The following is a 20,468-nucleotide window of genomic DNA, read 5'->3' on the forward strand; positions in this document are numbered from 1 at the left end:
TTTTCCAAGCCTCCTATCCTCAGAGCTACCCTGTGAAAACCGTCATGGCTGACCCCGCCCGCACCGCACCTGCATCCCCTATCGGTTCAGACGCCGACCGCTGGATCGAAAAAGGCACGCCGCAGTTCCTGCGTACTGTTCTGGCGCTGTTCTGCGGGGGGTTTGCCACCTTCGCCTTGCTGTACTGCGTGCAACCGATGATGCCGCTGCTGTCCGGTGAGTTTTCCATCAATGCAGCGCAAAGCAGCCTGATTCTGTCAGTGTCTACCGGTATGCTCGCCATCGGCCTGCTCATTACGGGCCCTATTTCCGACCGGGTGGGGCGAAAGCCTGTGATGGTGACGGCGCTATTCAGCGCAGCCTTCTTCACAGTCGCCAGTGCCTTGATGCCGAATTGGGGCGGGATTCTTCTAATGCGCGCGCTGCTTGGCCTTTCGCTTAGTGGCGTGGCGGCCGTGGCCATGACATACCTGAGTGAGGAAATTCACCCCGAGCACATTGGCCTGGCCATGGGCTTGTATATTGGTGGCAATGCCATTGGCGGCATGTCCGGGCGGCTGATCCTAGGTGTATTGATCGATTACGTAAGTTGGCACATCGCTACGCTGGTGATCGGCGGGCTGGCCTTGGGTGCCGCCGTGGTCTTCCTGAAAATACTGCCGCCTTCGCGTAACTTCCGTAGCCGTACGCTCAACCCACGCACCTTGCTCGAAGGCTTCACGGTCCATTTCAAGGATGCCGGCCTGCCATGGCTGTTCTTGGAGGCCTTCCTGCTGATGGGCGGCTTCGTCACCCTGTTCAACTACATTGGCTATCGTTTGCTCGCCGACCCTTATGCGCTCAGCCAAGCGGCGGTGGGGCTACTGTCGATCGTTTACCTGGCGGGCATCTATAGCTCGGCACAGGTGGGTGCCCTTGCCGATAAATATGGCCGTCGCAAGATGTTCTGGGTGGCGATTGCCGTGATGCTGGTGGGGCTAGTGCTCACCTTGCTGCCACCGCTAGGCGCTATTCTGGCGGGCATGCTGGTATTCACCTTCGGCTTCTTCGGTGCCCACTCGGTGGCCAGCAGTTGGATCGGGCGGCGTGCTACCCAAGCCAAGGGGCAAGCCTCCTCACTGTACCTGTTCAGCTACTACCTGGGCTCCAGCCTGGCAGGCACCCTGGGCGGTGTGGCTTGGCACCTGGGTGGCTGGAACGGTATAGGGTTGTTTATCGGTACCTTGCTTGTGCTTGCCTTGGCGGTGGCTATCAAGCTGGCACGGCTTCCTGTATTACCAGGCAATAAAAAACCGGCCTAAGCCGGTTTCTTGAGCAGCGATCAGTTCAGTACCTGCACCTGATCTACGTCGATTTCCACCTTGCCGTGGTCTTTGTCCACGTCGCCTATCAAGCGAACCCGCTGCTTTTCGTTGACCTGAGCACCAGCAGGCCACTTGTCGTCGTCGATTTCAACGTTTGCAGTGCCGGTACCGTCGGTGAACTCGTAATGATCGCCTTTGATACGCTTGGTGACCTGGCCTTCCAGTACCACCTTCGCGTCGTCCGGGGCGGCAAGGGCGGCTTTGACCGTCTCAACCTGTTGCGGCGCAGTGCCCGCAGCTCCCTGCTCGGCATTAGGGCCGGAATAGGCAGCAAAAGCAGTAGCGGACATCAACGATGCAAGGCCAGCAGCAGCGATAAGGGCTTTCATGGGCGTTTCTCCAATGGGTTATCGATCACATGGAGCCAGGCTAACGCGCCTGGCTGAAGCCAAACTTAAGCCGGTCGAGCAAGGCCCGACACGGTGAGGATCAGCCGTAATCGAGACTGCTCCCTTTCAAGCCTTAGGGCTTCAAGGCTCAGCGCAGAGCGGTCCAAGCGCTCCAGGCACTGCCATACCGCAGCGGCGTCGCCTTCCACGGTCATCTGTACACGGGCTGCCGCTACATCCATGCGCTTCACCACTAGCCCTACCTCGATCAAATACGCATGGAGTTGGTCGGCAGTGAACGGTGGCTCAGGCAATGCCTCCACCGTTGCGCTGGCCAGGCGCCGCGCCAGCAACACCTGCTCGGCCTGCTCGGCCCAGGCCGCTTGACTGCGCTCCACCAGCGGTGACCATACAAAGCGACCTAACGCGGCGGCAATAAGCACGGCCGCCATGAGCAATAGCCCCAGCCGCTCGCGTTTTGAGGACTGTTGCCAGCGCGCGCCTACATTCACGGCTTTACCCCTTCCAACGTGCCCTGCCAACGCCCACCTTCGGCTGTCATATTCAGCAGGCGCCACTGGGTAGGGTCGAGATGAATGTCTTCCAATCGGCCCGTACTTACGCTAAGGCGCCATGGCTGACCGGGCCCGCGCTCAATGGTGTGAACACGTACGCCAGGCATAGCATCCAACTGATGCAGCAGGCCTGCTAGCTGAGGCAGCCAGGCCATAGGCTTGGATGCTCCGGAGGAAAAGAGGTGTGCTAGTTGCTCAGGGCCTGATGGATGGCCTGGGTACAGCTGGGCGAGGCGCAGCTCATTGCGCTGAGCAAGAATAAAGTTGCTGGCCGCCAGCGTTGAGCCCACACGGTATTCGGCAGCCCCTACCAACCCGAAAGCGCCAAGCGCTATCACGCACGTGGCTGCCCAAGGCCATGCGCTCGGTTTACGGCGGCTGTCGAGCAGGTTCAGGCCCTTGGAACGCTCTAACAGTTGCCATAAGGAAGAAGGCGTCGCTAGCCGCGGGATAGGTTGATCGCCAGCCTGTTCTAGGGCGCTTAACCAAGGATCACTGGCAGCGAGCCTGGGCAAGCCCTCACCGCCCACCAGCCAGCGGTCACCCAGCCACATGGCGCCTGGTTGAGCAGGGGTGCATGCCTCTGCATCGATGTACACGCCGACCATGCCAGGTAAAACCTCTCTCAGGTAACTCACTATCGCGTCGTAGTGTTCTGCATCTGTTACCCATACGTCATAACAGCCGCTTGCATCCTTACTGCCGCGCCAGCCCTTAAGCTGTTCGAGCGGTTGCAGCAAATGCTCTTCTAGCTCAAACAGCAGGGTTTCGACACTTGGCTTACGGCGGTGCCGCCATGGCGCGCAGCGGTGAACGCCAAAGCGCTCCATCGGCAAAAGTACCTGTACCGGCTCGCCCTTAAGCTTGCGGGTACAGTCAGCCAGTACGATGTTGGTCACCTCGCCAGTGTCACGTATCAGCCAGCACGGCTGAGCGTCCAGGTCAGAGGCTTGCTGCGGTAGCACATACAGCCAGGTGGTCATGGGGTTGAGGCCTCTTCATGGATGGCACGTATCCAGCGCCTAAGCACCTGCGGGCGCCCGTTAGCAGTGGCCAATTCCACATCCGAACGCAAACTCAGGCCTCGCTGCTGGTATTGGGCAGTTACCTCCAGGCGAAACCAACGGCTATTCACAGCCAGGTCACCAGCTTGCAAGGGAACACCTTGCAGTCCAGGCTGGTCGCGCCATGCCTGTACCGTCGAAAATCCGCCCGGTGGGCGCTCGCCTACCAAGCGCACTGCAATGTCAAAGGGTACGCCCAGGCTTGCCAGCAAGGGCGCCTCGGCTGTGTTTACGTTGATCCGCGCAGCGGTCGGCATCCAGGCAACGTGCGGATCCAGCCGCGCCAGCCAAGGCCGTGTGACGCCGGGCAAAAGACGGGCCTGGCTAAGATCACGCCAGGCTGGCAGAGGCGTCTCGGGCAGGGCGACCTCCGTCAGGTCCAGCACGTGCAGTAGGCGTCGGAACTGTTCTGAACCCGTCGGACGTGCCAGCCAGGCCAGATTGAAGCGGCCCGTCAAGTCGACGATTTTGCCCTGTAAACGCGTACCGTTTTCTAATGTCCAGGTGCGCGGTTGGGCCCAAGGCGCGTCGAGGTGGACAGGCCCGGCCCGTGCGCGCTCCCATCGGGGAAGCTGCTTCAATAGACGCGCCTCCCCTTCCAGCAGGGCCTGGCGTAGCTGCAGGGTGTCCAATTGCATGACAGTGGCCGCCACGGTCACGCGCTGCTGGCGCATTAATCCTCCTACCAGCAGCAGGACCAGGGTGAGTATCAACAGCACGCTGAGCAGCGCCATTCCTCGCTGTTGGCTCAATGACCAGCCCCTGGCCAACGTAGTACGCGGGTCAGTGAACCATACAAGCTGTGCTCAAGGGTCAGGCGCAGTGCGAGAGGGCGGCAGTGTGCTTCACACGTGTCCAACCACTGGCCGTCGGCAGCCAACACCTGCCAGCGAGCACTTAAAAGCTCACCGAGTAGCCGGCGTTGAGTAGCTGCACCGTTATCCCCTCGTGCATGGCGCCAGAGTTCACTACCTTCGACCCGATAGCTCACCTGTTGCAATTCACTGCGCGGCAGGTCCAAAGGGTTGCGCCACCCTGCGCTGGCGAAAGTCAGTTGCTGCTGATCCAGATAAAACGGCGCATACCAGGTGACGGCATGCGTAACATCATGCTCCACGGCGGTGAAGGTGCGCTGTACTTCACGTAGTGTCTGACTGCGGGCAGATACTCCTTGCTCTACCCGCCAAATCATGTCGAAAAGGCGTGCACAGGCGATGCCTAACACTGCAAACAAGGCAACGGCGATCAGTAACTCCACCAAGGTAAAACCCGCCTGGTTATTACTCATCAGCGTGGCTCGACCAATAGGCCAGGCGTTCGCCATTAGACGCCTCACTCACACTCAGGGTGTGAGCCCCAGAGGCTTCGAGGCGTTGCTCCAGCCGCCACTGGTTACCGGCAAAGGTCAGCGCGATGCTGTTGGCACGTAGAGATTCGGGCTCCAGACTCAGGAGATGAAGGTGGTTATCTAGCGCAATGCTGGCGAACCAGCGTGCCTCCAACCGCTGCTGACTGAGCACGCTCCAATTCGCAGCTGATACCCCTGCCGCCGCCAGGGTGGCAAACACCGCCAGAGCGACCAGCAATTCCAGCAGGGTAAACCCTTGCTGCCCCTTCAAGGTTTCACCTCCGGGTCACGGGCACCGTCACTGTGCAGCACCCCAATGCGCTCTGCGTTCATTTGCAGGCTCAGCTCGAATTCGCTCAGCTCATCGCTGGCCAATGCCAGTAGCTGAGGGGCGCCGGGCACTGTGGTGGGCAGCGGCACGGGCTGACCACCTACCCTTAGCTGCCAGGCAAGGTTGTCAACCAAAACGCCTGTAGGCTCAAGCGCCACCCACGCCCCTTCGTGCAGCCCCATTGCCTGCCATCGCCCTTCACTCAATGCAACGCCATAGTGGCGGTCAAGCAACACCGCTTGCTCGCGCAGCGCACTCAAGCGGGCCCCTAGCTCCATCAGCGTGTGACGGCCTTGGCGTTGAGGGTCAGGGCCTACAACGAGGCTTGCCGTAGCGAGCACTGCGCCTATCACAGCCATGACTACCAGAAGCTCAAGCAGCGTAAAGCCGCGTTGAGCGCCTCGACTCAAGGCGCCCACGCGTCAATATCTGCAGCCCCGTCGATACCGCCCGGTTGTTTGTCTGCACCGAATGAACGCAGCGTGAACACACTGCCGGCCAAAGCGTACTGGTAGGGTGTGCCCCATGGGTCCACGGGCACTTGCCGCAAGTAACCTTGGGGGCTCCAGTTCATGGCCGGCGGCTCGCCTTGGGGCCGTGTTACCAACGCTGCCAGCCCTTGTTCGGTACTGGGGTAATGGCCGTTATCCAGCCGGTACATTTCGATCGCTGTGGTGATGGCTTTGAGATCGCTGCGGGCCGCCGTGATTTTGGCTTGTTCGGGCCGGCCCATGAATTGGGGCACGATCAAGGCGCCCAGCACGCCAATGATTACAACCACAATCATGATTTCGATCAGGGTGAAGCCCCGCTGAGCAGCGAGGTGCCGATGCACTATGCGCATTCAAGTTACCAGTTGGTTAAGGCTGAGGATGGGCAGCAATACGCCCATTACGATAAACATGACCACGAGCCCCATCCCGACCAGCATCAGGGGCTCGAAGAGGCTGAGGATTACGGCGAGGCGATTGGCAAGGAGTTTTTCTTGCTGGTCGGCGGCGCGGTGCATCATGACGGCGAGGTTGCCGGACTGCTCGCCACTCGTGATCAATTGCAGCATCAAGGCACTGAGGGTTCCGGTCGCTTGAAGTGCCGATGCCAGTGCGCCGCCTTCGGCCACACGTTCGGCCACGCCGGCCAAGCGAATACGAAGCGCGGTATTGCCCAACACGGCGTTTGCAATCCGCAACGCCGCCAATAACGGCACTCCACTGCCGAGCATGATCGCCAACGTGCTGATATACCGAGCAGCCTCGGCATTTTGCAGGGTCGAGCCCAGCAGGGGGAGCCGCAGGCACAAGGTATCTACGCGAAGCTGCACGTTGGGCCTGCGCAAGAGGATTGGGGTAGTAAAAGCCGCAAACGCCAACAGCCCAGCGAGCCAGGGCCATGCCTTGTCCAAAAAACCTGTAAAGCTCATTAACACCCGCGTTGGCCACGGCAGTGCTTGCCCACTTCCGGTAAACAGCGCAAGGATATCCGGCACTACGTAACCCAGCAAAAACGCCACGATCAGTGCACTCACTAGCAGCAATAGCACGGGGTATACCAGCGCTGTAATGAGGCGCTGGCGCGTAAGCTGGCGTGCTTCCAAGTGGTCAGCGAGTTGCTCTAGCACCTGGCCAAGGTGGCCTGACTGCTCACCCGCCTCCACGGTGGTGCGGTAAAGGTTAGAAAACACCCCAGGCTCAGCGGCCATGGCCGAGGCGAGGCTGCGCCCTTCTATCACCGCGCCGAGCACCGCCTGGAATACACGGCCCATAGGGGTGCCGGGCACTTGCCTAACCACGGCTCCCAAGGCATCCGCCAGTGGAACCGCTGCTTGAAGCAAGGTAGCGAGTTGGCGAGTCGCGAGAGCGAGCTCCGCTCCTGCAACCTTCCTTGTGCGTGCGCTACGAGTAGCGGCCGCTATATGACGGGGCACCCAACCGCGTGAGCGCAGCTGTTGGCGTAATGCCGCCGGGCTGACGGCGCTTTCTACGCCTTGGTGCGTGTGACCCTGCGCGTCTTCGGCGCGAAAGCGGTAGCGATTCATGACCCAACCTGCACCACACGGCGCACTTCAGTCAGGCTAGTGAGGCCTGCCGCTACTGCCTCTAACCCTGCAGCTGCCAGGCCTGGTGCTTGCTGGCGGGCCAGCTGTTCAAGGTGCTGCTCACTGGCGGCATCATGGATAGCCAGCGTGAGCGATGAGTCAACCTCTACCAGTTCGTACAGGGCCATACGCCCACGATAGCCATGGCGGCAGTGTTCGCAACCTACCGGCTCAAACCCTCCCTTCTGACCGGGCTGTTTGCAGTGCGGGCACAACAACCTCACCAAGCGTTGGGATTGCAAGGCTGTCAGGCTGGATGCTAGCAAATACGTATCCACGCCCATGTCCAGCAGCCTGATAACCGCTCCTACCGCGCTGTTAGTGTGCAAGGTAGACAAAACCAGATGGCCTGTAAGCGCGGCCTGGATTGCCACCTCGGCTGTCTCCCTGTCTCGAATTTCACCCACCATCACCACATCGGGATCCTGCCGGAGAATCGCGCGCAGCCCCCGCGCGAAGGTCATGCCGGCTGCCGTGTTCACGGGCGACTGGCCAATCCCGGGCAGGTGATACTCCACGGGGTCTTCCACGGTGAGAATGTTGCGCGCCTGCTCCCGCAGGCTAGCTAATGCCGCGTAAAGGCTGGTGGTTTTGCCCGAGCCGGTGGGCCCGGTTACCAAGAAAATACCATGTGGCTTTGCGAGTACTCGGTGTAGCCGCTCCAAGGTAGGGCCGGCAGGCATGATGTGTGCGAGGCTGACCGGTACTGCGTTGCGGTCCAACAGCCGCAACACCACCCGTTCCCCCTGCACACACGGCAGCGTAGATAACCGAATATCAATGTCATGGCCTGCCAGGCGCAAGGCAATACGCCCATCTTGCGGGATACGCTTTTCCGCGATATCCAGCCCAGCCATTACCTTCAGCCGGGACACGAGCGACGAGGAGGCCTCACGGCGCGTACGTAACACCTCGCGAAGGTGCCCATCTACGCGAAGGCGTACTACAACGGCATGCTCCTCGGTATCCAAATGGATGTCGGATGCCCGCTCCCGTACTGCCTGCGCCAACAGCGCGTTGATCAGCCGGATTATCGGGGCCTCTGCCTGGTCTTCAAGCACATCCAAGTTGTGCGGCAGCTCCACTGCCAAACGATTAAGGTCCTGGTCTTCGTTCAAGCGCTCAGCCACTTGCAACGCGTCTTGATCGTCGCCTTGATAATGATGTGCCAAACGTTGTGCAAAGGTGCTTTCGTCAACGATGTGCAGGCCAGGCTCGCGCCCTAGCCAGCGGCGGGCCTCCGCGCAAACCTCCCAGGCGGGCTGGCCACGGCAGACCAGGATGGGCGATTTCGCAGTGCCCTCAAGCAAAACACCCGTGTGCGAGGCGTAGCGGAACGGTACTTGAGGCAATAACAGCTCACTCATCAGCGCCCCTTGCCTCCTCGAAGAGTGCTTGCGCAGCGTTAGGCACGCGGCGCCCACGTGGGTCGTCAATCACTTCGGTTTCGGTCTGCCGTGCCCGCTGCAGCTGCCGCTCAGCCAAACCGCTCAGGCTTGCTGGCTCGCGCATTACCGTTGGCCGCAGGAACACCATCAGGTTGGTTTTGACCTGAGTATCACGCCGCCAGGTGAACAGGCGGCCGACCCAAGGCAGGCGCTTGAGCCCTGGCACACCGCTTTCAGTCTGGCGGACACTGTCTTTGATCAAGCCACCCAGTACGATTATCTGCCCGTCCCGAGCCAGGATGGTGCTTTTCAGGCTGCGCTTGTTGGTGATCAGGTCTTTCACAGCGGGGTCCGTAGTAGGCGCAACCTCCGAGTTCTCCTGCTCGATCTCCAGGCGCATGGCATCGCCGTCGTTGATATGTGGGCGGATCTTGAGCTTGATCCCGACATCCCGACGCTCCACCGTGGTGAATGGATTATCCGAACCATTGTTACCGGTGGCATAGCTCCCGGTCAGGAAAGGAACGTTCTGGCCTACCAGAATCTCCGCCTCCTGATTGTCCAAGGTCATCAGGCTGGGCGTGGACAACAGGTTGCTGTTCACATTACTGGCGAGGGCTGATATCAGCAGCCTGAAACGATCATTACCCAGGCGCAGCAAACCGCCGTCAGGTAACTCGATCTCGTCGGCCAGCCTACCGAGCGGAGCGATGCCGGTACCGGGGAAGCTGGCCGAGCCGCCTAGGTCTCCACGCTGCAGCCCCCACTGTGCACCCAACGCCTCGCTGGTATCGCCACTGATTTCAACGATGGCGGCCTCGATCATCACCTGCGCGCGAGGTTGGTCGAGCTGATGAACCAAGGCTTGCAACGTGCGAATAGCTTTGGACGGCCCGATCATGACCAGCGCGTTTTGACTTTCGTCGGCGCGCACCGTCGCCGATTGCACCGCCCCTCCACGCTGCTGGGGCAACCCATCAACCGGCTCGCCTGCCTGCTGGCTTAACGGGTCAAGTACCTCAGCCAATTGCCTGGCATCGCCGTGCCTAAGGTGAATCACTGCCGCATTACGGTCAGTCGCTCGTGGCACGTCCAGGTTCAAGGCCAGCGCTTTCAGCCGCTCACGCAGCGCCGGAGGGCCGAGCAGTACGAGCTTGCGGCCAGCAGGGTCGGCAATGACACGGGGAGTGTCGTCGCCCTTGCGATGGCTGGCCTGGTCAAGCAAGGTGGCCAGCTCGCTGGCGTCGGCGTACTTCAGGGCTAGGACGTCATGGCCTGCTTGCTCACCGTTGTCCAATGCTTGCGCCAGGTTGGCAAGACGGCGTGCATTGGCTGCCGTATCGGTAATAACCAGTGCATTGGCAGACGCAGAAGGCCCTACGTAGCCTTGGGCCGAGGCCAAAGGCTTAAGCAATGCCGCCAGATCACTGGCTTGTGCGCTATGGAGCGCCAACACTTGGGTTGTTATACCCAAGTCGGTGCGGCTGGCGGCGCGCGCCTTAGCGTCAGCGGCGGGGACCACTAAAAGATGCCCCTCTTCTTCCACCGCTGCCAGCCCTCTGCTTTCGAGTACGGTGTAAAAGAGTTCGCGCACCTGGTGCCGGTCCAGCGCTTGGTCTGAGCGCACGGTCAGACGCGCCTTGGCCTTGGGATCGACGATAGCAGTCAGGCCGAGAATGCTGGCAACTTCGGTTGCAACATCTGCAACGTCGGCATCTTCCATGGAAAGCATCCAGGTATCGGCACGCAAACCCGAGGCGCTAAACAGAAGCGGGGCGGCCAGCACCAGGGCTAACACAAGCCTGTCAGGTTTCATGATTGGATATCTACCAGGGGGCTGGGGCGCAGATGGTGCTTTGTGCCTGCGGCTGGCTGCCCTTCAATTGCTTTCAAATATAAAGGGCTGGCAGTCGCTTTTGAAAAAGGCAGTAACACTGCCTCGCCGCGCCGCCACAACACCGCGCCCTGCGCATTCACCTCGCGGAGCTGGCTGCCGTCTGGGAGCGTGTCACCCACCTGGTACCCGTGTACCTGGCTTGCGTGCTCTACAAGAATTCGGGAATCTGCCCCAGCCACAACACTGGCTTTTAGCTTTAGCGCCGTTTGCGCTTGCGCGGGTGGCAAAGTCGAAGGCAGATCGAATAACCGTACGAGCGCGTGAGGCGATAATATAGGCGCTTCTGATACGGCCTGGGCGGCAACCGGCGGGGCGGGCGTTTCTGGTAACGGCATCTGCCAGGCATTGCGAACAGCCCAACCGCCACCCATTACCGTAATGATCGGCAATACCCACAGCACGTAAGGGCTGAAGCTACTCATAGCATACGGCCCAGTACCGACTGGCCCTTGAGCGCATGCTTGATGACTGCGGCAATATGCAGCCCAACCAGCACAGCTAGCACTGCGCAACTAGCACTGTGCACCGTATGGAACAGCCCGATAAGGGCAGGGTCCTGCAAAGGCTGCGGCAGGGCGAACCAATCAAACACCACGATGGAGCGTTCCATCATTAGCACGCCGGTTAGCAACACCACCCCTACGGTCAGATAAATAATGGCGTGCACTACTTTCGCCAAGCGAGCCATGGGTGCGCGGCGCTGTGCCACCAGCGTCACTCGATGCCTCCAAGCCAACCAGCACCGCCAGATGAACAGGGGGATGAACAAGGTAGTCAGCGAGACGTTAACCCACCCAACCCAGGCTTTGATGTCTGGATCGACGGCCACAAGCGCCACATAAAATCCGGTAGATAGCGTCCATAAGATAACGGCGGCCGAGAGCCAGTGAAGCAGCTTCTGAGCCTGCGAGTACGGTTCAGTAGTCATGAAGCTTTCCTTCGGCTAACCCGGCAAGATGCACCGGGGTAGCCTCGCTATGGCCGCTGTTAGCGAGCGATCCAGGCGTCTTCCCAGTGACTGCCGGTACCCGGCTCATACTGGGTAGCGTTCAGGTCGTAAATGTTGCACCAGCCCTCTGCGGGGAAGGGTTTGCACTCGTACACACGCTCGTCTTTGGGCTGTAGAACACGCGTACCGGCCTTGTAGGTACCTAGCCCGCTAGGGAACACTTGGTCGTAGTCCGCAGCACCCTCGCCAGTAAGCTGAACCGGCTCGCTGACCTGAAGGTTGGCACGGCCATCTTCAGTACTGCCGATCATGTTTAGGCTGTAGTCCCCTGGCATGCCGCGTGCCTCAAGGTTGATCACGCTGTCACCAGGTTCTACAGTCTGCCGAACACTGCCGACCGCCTTATGGTTGGCGTCATACAAGCCAGCTTCGATGTTAAGGCGGCGGTTGGTGCGCACCGTTAAGCCCAGTTCCGCTTGGCCTTTCACTAACTCATAGGACGGTTGCAGGTTTTGTAGCGAAAGCCGCGCCTCGGTATCAGGCTTGAGTTCGAAGGCCATCTGGTAGTTGGTGACGCCAGAGTCCGCCTTGGCATAGATGCTGTTAGCGCCGCGCACGGGCTCGATTTGGCCTTCACTGGTACGTGCGCCCGCACGGATCTGCGCCTGAGTGGCATTGATCTTAGTGGCCAAGTCGAATGCCCAATTGGCAGGTTGGCCCTGCTCGGCTGACTGGATGTCCAGCATTACGCTATGTTCGGGGCTTTCAGTACCGCTGCGGAAAGCACGGGCCGTTACCTTATCGCCGGGTAACAACAGCTGAACAGCCGGGATGTTGGCAACGCCCTGCCATCCATCGATAGGCGCCGGGCCTGTTTCAGCGGTGATATCAATGTCAGCTACGTTGTAAAACGCGTTGTCCGTGTCGCCCACGGTCCAGATGGCATAGAGCGCATGGTAACCAGAACGGTCGGCGGGCAGCGTGCATGCATGCTTGTGCTGGAGCGGACCGACGCCACCGGCAGCACCGTCAATCGGTATCACGTTATTGGTTTCAAAGCTGCAGAACGGCTCGGCGTCCAGCGCCGCACGGGTTAGCGGCTCATTGGGATTCCAGCCCTGGCGGGTGATGTAGTATTCAAAGCGGGTAGCCGGATGGGCCGCCAGGAACTGCCAATCGAAGGTGACATTACGGTCGGCAAGCTCAGTCTTGGTCCAACGCTCAGCCGATTGAACGTCAAGCGCCGCGCCAAGGGATTTACCGCCGCTAGCCAGTTGACCATCAGCGGGCCCCGAAGCCGGGAACCCTTTGGCCGTTTCGCCAACGCTTTGCGGCTCCCACTGAGCGGGCCCGCAATTGGCGTTCAAGCCTTGCTGGCATAACGCAGCGCGCGAAGGTGGATAAGACAAATAGCCGTGCGCCACTACCTGCCCGGCAACCATGCTGGCACAGATGGCCAACGCGAGTTGAGTGGGCTTCAAAATTCCTTTCATGAAAAAAGTCCTCGGACGTCATAGTGCTCCGAGCGGACAGTCCCGCCAGAGGAGGCGCACTCTAAATTCTTGTACGCCTGACTTCTCTAGGGCTTTCTCCGAAACAAATTTTACGCTGACGCTGTCGCCAGACTTAGCAGTGGTATTGCGCGGACAACTCGTGCACGGCCTCGATAAACGCGCCCGCATGAGCAGGGTCGACTTCGGGTGTGATGCCGTGGCCCAAGTTGAACACATGGCCGGCACCATGCCCGTAACTGGCCAGGATGCGCGCTACTTCCTGACGGATCGCCGCAGGCTTTGCATACAACACGGATGGGTCCATATTGCCCTGTAGTGCCACCTTGCCGCCTACTCGCTGGCGCGCCTGGCCAATGTCGCACGTCCAATCCAGGCCCAGTGCGTCGGCACCGGCCTCGGCAATGGATTCAAGCCACTGGCCGCCGTTTTTAGTGAACAAAATAACGGGCACCTTGCGGCCCTCGCGCTCGCGGATCAAACCGTTCACGATCTGCTTCATATAGGCCAGCGAGAAGCTTTGATAGGCATCCGAAGACAGGTTGCCGCCCCAAGTATCGAAAATCTGCACCGCTTGGGCGCCTGCCTCGATCTGCCCGTTCAGGTAACCAATCACTGATTTAGCCAGCTTATCCAGCAACCGGTGCATGGCCTCCGGCTGGTCATACAGCATGGCCTTGGTCTTGCGGAAGTCTTTTGACGAACCACCCTCGACCATATAAGTGGCGAGTGTCCAGGGGCTACCCGAGAAGCCAATCAGCGGCACGCGGCCATTGAGCGCGCCACGGATGGTACTCACGGCATCCATCACATAGCCCAGGTCTTTGTGCGGGTCGGGGATGGGCAGTGCATCGATGTCTGCCGCAGTATGAATCACCTTGCGGAATCGAGGCCCTTCACCGGTTTCGAAGTACAGCCCCTGGCCCATGGCATCCGGGATAGTCAGGATGTCAGAGAACAGGATGGCGGCGTCCAGTGGGTAACGCTCCAGTGGTTGCAGCGTGACTTCGCACGCGAACCCTGGATTCTTACACAAGCTCATGAAGTCCCCGGCCTTGGCGCGGCTAGCCCGGTATTCCGGCAGGTAACGCCCGGCCTGACGCATCATCCATACAGGTGTTACGTCTACCGGCTGCTTGAGCAAGGCGCGCAGAAAACGGTCATTCTTCAGGACAGTCATGGGTGCATCCGCAGGAAAAGTGCGGGCATTTTCTCAGACACAGGGCCAAAAGGCACGGCGTTGCACCGTGCCTTTTATCTATCGGCCCTATTTAGCCGATAGCCAATTTACAGCTGGAGGTAATCCATGATCCCTTCAGCGGCAGTGCGCCCTTCATAGATCGCGGTTACCACAAGGTCTGAACCCCGCACCATGTCGCCACCCGCGAAGATCTTCGGATGGCTGGTCTGATGGCGGAAGGTACCACCTTGGGCAGGTGCCACCACACGGCCCTGGCTATCCAGGGCGATGCTGTGATCATCGAACCAGCTCGCCGGGCTAGGGCGGAAGCCGAACGCGATGACTACGGCATCGGCAGGCAGAATCTGCTCAGAGCCTGGAATAGGCTCTGGGCTACGCCGCCCGCGGGCGTCGGGCTCACCCAGGCGAGTCTCTACCACCTTCACGCCTTCTACCTTGTCTTCGCCCACAATGGCGATAGGCTGACGGTTATACAAAAACTTAACGCCCTCCTCCTTGGCATTCTTCACTTCCCGTCGAGAACCGGGCATGTTGGCTTCGTCACGGCGGTAGGCACAGGTCACCATATGGGCGCCCTGGCGAATGGAGGTGCGGTTGCAATCCATGGCGGTGTCCCCACCACCCAGCACGACAACGCGCTTGCCCTTCATGTCAATAAAATCTTCCGGGGCCTTCTCGAACCCCAAATTGCGGTTGACGTTGGCAATCAGGAAATCGAGTGCATCGTGTACGCCAGGCAGGTCTTCACCGGGGAAGCCGCCCTTCATATAGGTGTAGGTGCCCATACCCATGAACACGGCATCGTAGTCGGCCAGCAGTTGCTCAAGGGTAACGTCCTTGCCCACCTCAGTGTTGAGGCGGAACTCAATCCCCATCCCGGTAAACACTTCGCGGCGGTTGCTCAGCACGGTTTTTTCGAGCTTGAACTCAGGAATGCCAAAGGTCAGCAGGCCGCCGATTTCCGGATTACGGTCGAACACTACGGGGGTCACACCACCGCGCACCAGCACGTCGGCACAGCCCAGCCCAGCGGGCCCGGCACCAATGATCGCGACACGCTTTCCGGTCGGCTTGACATTCGACATGTCTGGGCGCCAGCCCATGGCGAACGCTGTGTCGGCAATGTACTTCTCTACCGAGCCGATGGTTACCGCGCCAAAGCCGTCGTTGAGGGTGCAAGCGCCCTCGCAGAGGCGATCCTGTGGGCAAACACGCCCGCACACTTCAGGCAGCGTGTTGGTTTGGTGGGCCAGTTCAGCCGCGGCCAGAATGTTGCCTTCCGACACCAGCTTGAGCCAGTTTGGAATGTAGTTATGGACCGGGCACTTCCATTCACAGTACGGGTTGCCGCAGCCCAGGCAGCGGTGCGATTGCTCCCCCGCCTGTTGCGGCTTGAGCGGCTCGTAGATCTCCACGAAGCCCTTTTTGCGCTGGCGCAGGGTCTTTTTCTTGGGGTCCTTGCGGCCGACATCGATAAATTGGAAGTCGTTACTCAAGCGTTCGGACATGTTGGGTCGCCTCACGGCGCAGCTTCAAGCGCTAAGCCCAAGCTGCAAACAAATTCTGAAATAGCGCGGGCGGTTTTATGCGTGCACAGCACGGCGTAAACCTCACCCGCTCGGGCATTTATTGCGGGTTGGCAATGGTGCTGGACAACAGCGACCTGAGGCTTGCGGCCTTGGGCTTGACCAGCCAGAAGCGGCGCAGGTAGTCATCCAGGTTTTCCCAGAGGTTGCGTCCCCACTCGCTATCAGTTTCTGCCACGTATTCGGCCAGTACGCCCTCCAGGTGACTGCGATAAGCCTCCATCGCTTCACCGCTGATCCGCTGGATCTCCACCAGCTCGTGGTTCACCCGGTCAACGAAGGTATTGTCCTGGTCCAGCACGTAAGCAAACCCCCCGGTCATACCGGAACCAAAGTTGTAACCGGTTCGGCCCAGTACGCACACAAACCCGCCGGTCATGTATTCGCAGCAGTGGTCACCCGTACCTTCCACCACGGTGTGCGCACCTGAGTTGCGCACCGCAAAACGTTCACCGGCCGTACCGGTGGCGAACAGCTTGCCGCCGGTTGCGCCGTACAGGCAGGTGTTACCAATGATGGCGCTGTCCTGCGTCTTGAACGGGCTACCCTTGGGCGGCACGATCACCAGCTTGCCCCCGGTCATGCCTTTGCCCACGTAGTCGTTGGCATCACCTTCGAGGTACATGTGAAGGCCACCGGCGTTCCATACACCGAAGCTCTGCCCTGCCGTCCCGTTGAACCGGAAGGTCACAGGGGCATCTGCCATGCCCTGGTTGCCGTAACGCTTGGCAATTTCACCAGAGATACGCGCACCAATGGACCGGTCGCAGTTACACAGGTCCATCACGTATTCACCACCCGTGCGCGCTTCAATGGCCGCCAACGACAGCTCAACCATTTTCTCGGCCTGCAAGCCCTTGTCGAAGGGCGGATTACGCTCTGCTTCGCAGAATTGTGGTTTGTCTGCCGGAATGTAATCGCTGCCCAGCAATGGGGTGAGGTCCAAGTTTGCCTGCTTGGGAGTCTGGCCTGCCAATATCTCCAGCAGGTCGGTGCGCCCGATCAGCTCTTGCAGGCTGCGAACCCCTAGCCGCGCCAGCCACTCACGGGTTTCTTCGGCCACGAAGGTGAAGAAATTCACCACCATGTCCACGGTCCCGATGTAATGGTCCTTGCGCAGTGTCTCGTTTTGAGTGGCCACGCCCGTTGCGCAGTTGTTCAGGTGGCAGATGCGCAAGTACTTGCACCCTAATGCGATCATCGGCGCGGTACCGAAGCCAAAGCTCTCCGCCCCCAGGATGGCGGCCTTGATGACATCCAGGCCGGTTTTCAGGCCACCATCGGTTTGCACCCGTACCTTGCCGCGCAGATCGTTACCACGCAGGGTCTGGTGCGTCTCGGCCAGGCCCAGCTCCCATGGGCTGCCAGCGTACTTGATCGACGTCAGAGGCGAAGCCCCGGTGCCGCCGTCGTAACCGGAAATGGTAATGAGGTCTGCATACGCCTTGGCTACGCCAGCGGCGATCGTACCGACACCCGCTTCTGAGACCAGCTTGACCGAGACCAGCGCGGCAGGGTTGACCTGCTTGAGGTCGAAGATAAGCTGCGACAAGTCTTCGATGGAGTAGATGTCATGGTGGGGCGGCGGTGAAATCAGGGTTACGCCTGGCACCGCATAGCGCAGCTTGGCGATCAGCCCATTGACCTTGCCGCCGGGCAATTGACCGCCCTCGCCTGGCTTGGCGCCTTGGGCAACCTTGATCTGCAGCACCTCGGCGTTTACCAGGTACTCTGGGGTAACGCCGAACCGGCCAGTCGCTACCTGCTTGATCTTGGAGCTGCGAAGGGTGCCGTAGCGTGCCGGATCCTCGCCTCCTTCACCTGAGTTGGAACGTGCGCCGAGGCGGTTCATTGCTTCGGCCAACGCCTCATGGGCCTCTGGCGACAATGCACCCAGTGAGATGCCCGCCGAGTCGAACCGCTTGAGGATAGCCTCCAGCGGCTCTACCTCGGTCAATGCCAGCGGCTGCTCGGCCTCGCACACCTTGAGCAGGTCACGCAGCATCGACACCGGGCGGTTATCCACCAGGGCGGTGTATTCCTTGAACTTGGCAAAGTCCCCCTGCTGCACCGCTGCTTGAAGCGAATTGACCACATCCGGGTTGTAGGCATGGTATTCGCCGCCGTACACGAACTTCAGCAAGCCACCTTGCTGAATGGGCTTACGAGGGCTCCAGGCCTCAATCGCCAGTGCCTGTTGCTCGGCTTCAAGGTCAATGAAGCGCGCGCCTTTAAGGCGGCTGGCCACGCCACGGAAGCACAGCTCGGTCACTTCGTCGGCCAAGCCGATCGCCTCGAACAGCTGGGCGCCCCGGTAAGACGCAATGGTAGAGATGCCCATCTTCGACAGGATCTTCAGCAAGCCCTTGGTGATGCCCTTACGGTAATTCTTGAAGACTTCGAACAAGTCGCCCAGCACTTCCCCGGTACGGATCAGGTCGCCCAGCACCTCGTATGCCAGGAAGGGATACACCGCAGAGGCGCCAAACCCGATGAGCACGGCGAAATGGTGTGGGTCGCGAGCAGTCGCGGTTTCTACGAGGATATTGCTATCACAGCGCAGGCCCTTTTCTACCAGCCGGTGGTGCACTGCGCCCACCGCCATGGCGGCATGGGCAGGCAGCTTACCAGGGGCAATGGCCCTGTCGCTGAGTACGATTTGAGTGACGCCGCCACGTGCCGCTTCCTCGGCTTGGTCAGCAATGTTACAGATGGCCGCTTCCAGCCCCAGGCTTTGGTCATAGTTAAGGTCGATTACACAGCGTTCGAAGCCCGACCGCTCCAGGTTCATCAAGGCCCGCCATTTTGCCGGGGAGATCACTGGAGAGCTGAGGATCACCCGTGAGGCATGCTCCGGGGACTCCTGGAAGATATTGCGCTCCGCACCGAGGCAGATTTCCAGTGACATCACGATCGCTTCACGCAGCGGGTCGATAGGTGGGTTGGTCACCTGAGCGAATTGCTGACGGAAATAATCGTAAGGCGTGCGTACCCGCTGGGACAGCACTGCCATGGGGGTATCGTCACCCATTGAGCCTACGGCTTCGTAGCCCTGCTCGCCCAGCGGGCGCAGTACCTGATCGCGCTCTTCGAACGTGACTTGGTACATCTTCATGTACTGTTTCAGGCGATCGACGTCGTAGAAGTCCGAACCATGGTCGTGGTCGTCCATCTTTGCCTGAATGCGCAGCGCGTGCTTGCGCAGCCACTGCTTATAGGGGTGGCGGGACTTCAGGCGGTCATCGATGGCATTGGTGTCCAGAATCTGCCCGGTCTCGGTATCCACGGCGAAGATCTGCCCAGGGCCTACCCGCCCCTTGGCGATTACGTCTTCGGGCTTGTAGTTCCACACGCCGATTTCCGACGCCAGGGTGATGTACCCATTACGCGTGGTTACCCAGCGCGCCGGGCGCAGGCCGTTGCGATCGAGCAGGCATACTGCATGACGGCCTTCGGTCATCACCACGCCCGCCGGGCCATCCCAGGGCTCCATGTGCATGGAGTTGTATTCGTAGAAGGCTCGCAGGTCCGGGTCCATGGTTTCTACGTTCTGCCATGCTGGCGGAATGAGCATACGAACGCCACGGAACAGATCGATGCCGCCGGTGACCATCAACTCCAGCATGTTGTCCATGCTGGAGGAGTCCGAGCCAACCCGATTGACCAAAGGGCCTAGCTCGTCCAGGTCGGGGATCAACTCATTGGCGAATTTCGCACGCCGCGCCTGGGCCCAGTTGCGGTTACCAGTAATCGTATTGATTTCACCATTGTGGGCCAGGAACCGGAACGGTTGCGCCAAGGGCCACTTCGGCAGGGTGTTGGTCGAGAAGCGCTGGTGAAACACACAGATTGCGGTCTGTAGGCGCTCGTCGCTGAGGTCTGGAAAGAAGGCCGCGAGGTCCGCAGGCATCATCAGGCCTTTATAAATGATGGTCTTGTGGGAAAAACTGCAAATGTAGTGGTCGGCGTCTTCGGCATTGGCGACCGACGAACGACGGCGGGCGCTGAACAGCTTGATCGCGAATTCCTGGTCGCTCAAGCCTTCGCCGCTTATGAACACCTGCTCGATCTTCGGCAAGCGTTCCAGGGCCAGACGCCCCAGCACACTGGTGTTGATCGGCACCTGCCGCCAGCCTGCCAGCCCCAGGCCGGCACTGGCGATCTCACGGTTCATGTTGGCACGAGCCGCGTCAGCGCGGGCGTCATCCTGGTTCAGGAACACCATGCCAACCGCATACTGCCGGGGCAACTCAACGCCCAACTCCGCCTTGGCGATAGCCCGCAGGAAGCGATCTGGCTTTTGCATCAGCAGGCCACAACCGTCACCGGTCTTGCCGTCGGCATTGATGCCGCCGCGGTGGGTCATGCAGGTCAAGGCCTCAATGGCCGTCTGCAACAGGTTGTGGCTGGGCTCGCCCGTCATATGGGCAATGAGGCCGAAGCCACAGTTGTCCTTGAATTCTTCGGGATGGTACAGACCTGTTTTCATAGACACTTTCTCACCAGGCTTGCCTCTCTTGGAGGCAAATGCTCTTCGATTCAACCACTTACCTTCCACGCTGGACGCTCGCCAGCTTTGCGGTGGCAAAAGGGCAGTCATTGTACACAGCAGCGTCGGGGGCCACAAACGCTGATGACGATCCAATGTATTTTGATGTCGCTGTTTTGAATGCTTTTAACGGACTTTATGATGTAGCAAAGCCGTTCGAGTCAATGATTATTGGCGTCGCGACGAGGGCTTTTGGCCTGCGAGCACTTTGGAGGGGCACGAAAGCCCGCTATCAGGCTGGCCATAAGGCCTACCCAGCGGGCTCGTGTGATCGACTCGGG

General features: G+C 60.0%; 17 protein-coding genes. 1 reads left to right on the forward strand and 16 read right to left on the reverse strand.

What is annotated here, in order from left to right; genetic code table 11:
• Window positions 1-44: 44 nt before the first annotated feature.
• Complete coding sequence (locus AC4LE2_RS19375) at window positions 45-1,301, forward strand: MFS transporter (protein WP_491827539.1); 1,257 nt, start codon at window positions 45-47, stop codon at window positions 1,299-1,301.
• A 20-nt stretch (window positions 1,302-1,321) separates the two neighbouring features.
• Here AC4LE2_RS19375 and AC4LE2_RS19380 read toward each other — a convergent pair whose 3' ends face one another.
• The 16 genes from AC4LE2_RS19380 to gltB all read right to left on the reverse strand — a co-directional run bounded on the left by AC4LE2_RS19380 (window position 1,322) and on the right by gltB (window position 20,127).
• Window positions 1,322-1,693: a YgiW/YdeI family stress tolerance OB fold protein gene (locus AC4LE2_RS19380; RefSeq protein ID WP_491827541.1), complete on the reverse strand. Its 372-nt coding sequence runs from the start codon at window positions 1,691-1,693 to the stop codon at window positions 1,322-1,324.
• Between the two features lie 65 nt (window positions 1,694-1,758).
• Window positions 1,759-2,205, reverse strand: a complete 447-nt coding sequence (locus tag AC4LE2_RS19385) for a type II secretion system protein M (RefSeq protein WP_491827542.1) — start codon at window positions 2,203-2,205, stop codon at window positions 1,759-1,761.
• On the reverse strand, window positions 2,202-3,251 hold the full coding sequence (locus AC4LE2_RS19390) for a hypothetical protein (RefSeq protein ID WP_491827544.1): 1,050 nt from the start codon (window positions 3,249-3,251) through the stop codon (window positions 2,202-2,204). Before AC4LE2_RS19390 ends, AC4LE2_RS19385 begins: the two co-directional genes overlap by 4 nt.
• Complete coding sequence (locus AC4LE2_RS19395; protein WP_491827546.1) at window positions 3,248-4,084, reverse strand: type II secretion system minor pseudopilin; 837 nt, start codon at window positions 4,082-4,084, stop codon at window positions 3,248-3,250. Before AC4LE2_RS19395 ends, AC4LE2_RS19390 begins: the two co-directional genes overlap by 4 nt.
• Entirely contained in the window at window positions 4,081-4,620 is a 540-nt protein-coding gene (locus AC4LE2_RS19400; protein ID WP_491827548.1) for a type II secretion system protein GspJ, read from the reverse strand. Before AC4LE2_RS19400 ends, AC4LE2_RS19395 begins: the two co-directional genes overlap by 4 nt.
• The gene (gspI, locus tag AC4LE2_RS19405; RefSeq protein WP_491827550.1) at window positions 4,613-4,951 is read right to left on the reverse strand and encodes a type II secretion system minor pseudopilin GspI; all 339 of its coding nucleotides are present in this window, start codon (window positions 4,949-4,951) and stop codon (window positions 4,613-4,615) included. Before gspI ends, AC4LE2_RS19400 begins: the two co-directional genes overlap by 8 nt.
• Window positions 4,948-5,430, reverse strand: coding sequence for a prepilin-type N-terminal cleavage/methylation domain-containing protein (locus AC4LE2_RS19410; protein ID WP_491827552.1), 483 nt, complete (start codon window positions 5,428-5,430; stop codon window positions 4,948-4,950). Before AC4LE2_RS19410 ends, gspI begins: the two co-directional genes overlap by 4 nt.
• Window positions 5,418-5,855, reverse strand: a complete 438-nt coding sequence (gspG, locus tag AC4LE2_RS19415) for a type II secretion system major pseudopilin GspG (protein ID WP_491827554.1) — start codon at window positions 5,853-5,855, stop codon at window positions 5,418-5,420. The genes AC4LE2_RS19410 and gspG overlap by 13 nt, the downstream gene beginning before the upstream one ends.
• Complete coding sequence (locus AC4LE2_RS19420; protein ID WP_491827556.1) at window positions 5,856-7,046, reverse strand: type II secretion system F family protein; 1,191 nt, start codon at window positions 7,044-7,046, stop codon at window positions 5,856-5,858.
• Window positions 7,043-8,473 (reverse strand): GspE/PulE family protein, encoded by a 1,431-nt coding sequence (locus tag AC4LE2_RS19425; RefSeq protein WP_491827558.1) that lies wholly within the window; start codon window positions 8,471-8,473, stop codon window positions 7,043-7,045. Before AC4LE2_RS19425 ends, AC4LE2_RS19420 begins: the two co-directional genes overlap by 4 nt.
• Window positions 8,466-10,310, reverse strand: a complete 1,845-nt coding sequence (gspD, locus tag AC4LE2_RS19430) for a type II secretion system secretin GspD (protein ID WP_491827560.1) — start codon at window positions 10,308-10,310, stop codon at window positions 8,466-8,468. Before gspD ends, AC4LE2_RS19425 begins: the two co-directional genes overlap by 8 nt.
• Before the next feature lie 499 nt (window positions 10,311-10,809).
• Window positions 10,810-11,319 carry a cytochrome b gene (locus AC4LE2_RS19435; RefSeq protein WP_491827561.1) on the reverse strand — a complete coding sequence of 170 codons (510 nt, stop codon included), beginning with the start codon at window positions 11,317-11,319 and terminating at the stop codon, window positions 10,810-10,812.
• A gap of 59 nt (window positions 11,320-11,378) precedes the next feature.
• On the reverse strand, window positions 11,379-12,833 hold the full coding sequence (gene gbpA, locus AC4LE2_RS19440) for an N-acetylglucosamine-binding protein GbpA (protein ID WP_491827563.1): 1,455 nt from the start codon (window positions 12,831-12,833) through the stop codon (window positions 11,379-11,381).
• 133 nt (window positions 12,834-12,966) lie between these two features.
• Entirely contained in the window at window positions 12,967-14,031 is a 1,065-nt protein-coding gene (hemE, locus tag AC4LE2_RS19445; RefSeq protein WP_491827565.1) for a uroporphyrinogen decarboxylase, read from the reverse strand.
• A gap of 107 nt (window positions 14,032-14,138) precedes the next feature.
• Window positions 14,139-15,560: an FAD-dependent oxidoreductase gene (locus AC4LE2_RS19450; protein ID WP_491827567.1), complete on the reverse strand. Its 1,422-nt coding sequence runs from the start codon at window positions 15,558-15,560 to the stop codon at window positions 14,139-14,141.
• 118 nt (window positions 15,561-15,678) lie between these two features.
• On the reverse strand, window positions 15,679-20,127 hold the full coding sequence (gltB, locus tag AC4LE2_RS19455) for a glutamate synthase large subunit (protein ID WP_491827569.1): 4,449 nt from the start codon (window positions 20,125-20,127) through the stop codon (window positions 15,679-15,681).
• Window positions 20,128-20,468: the final 341 nt, after the last annotated feature.

It is taken from the genome of Pseudomonas sp. 9.3L (assembly GCF_058536285.1).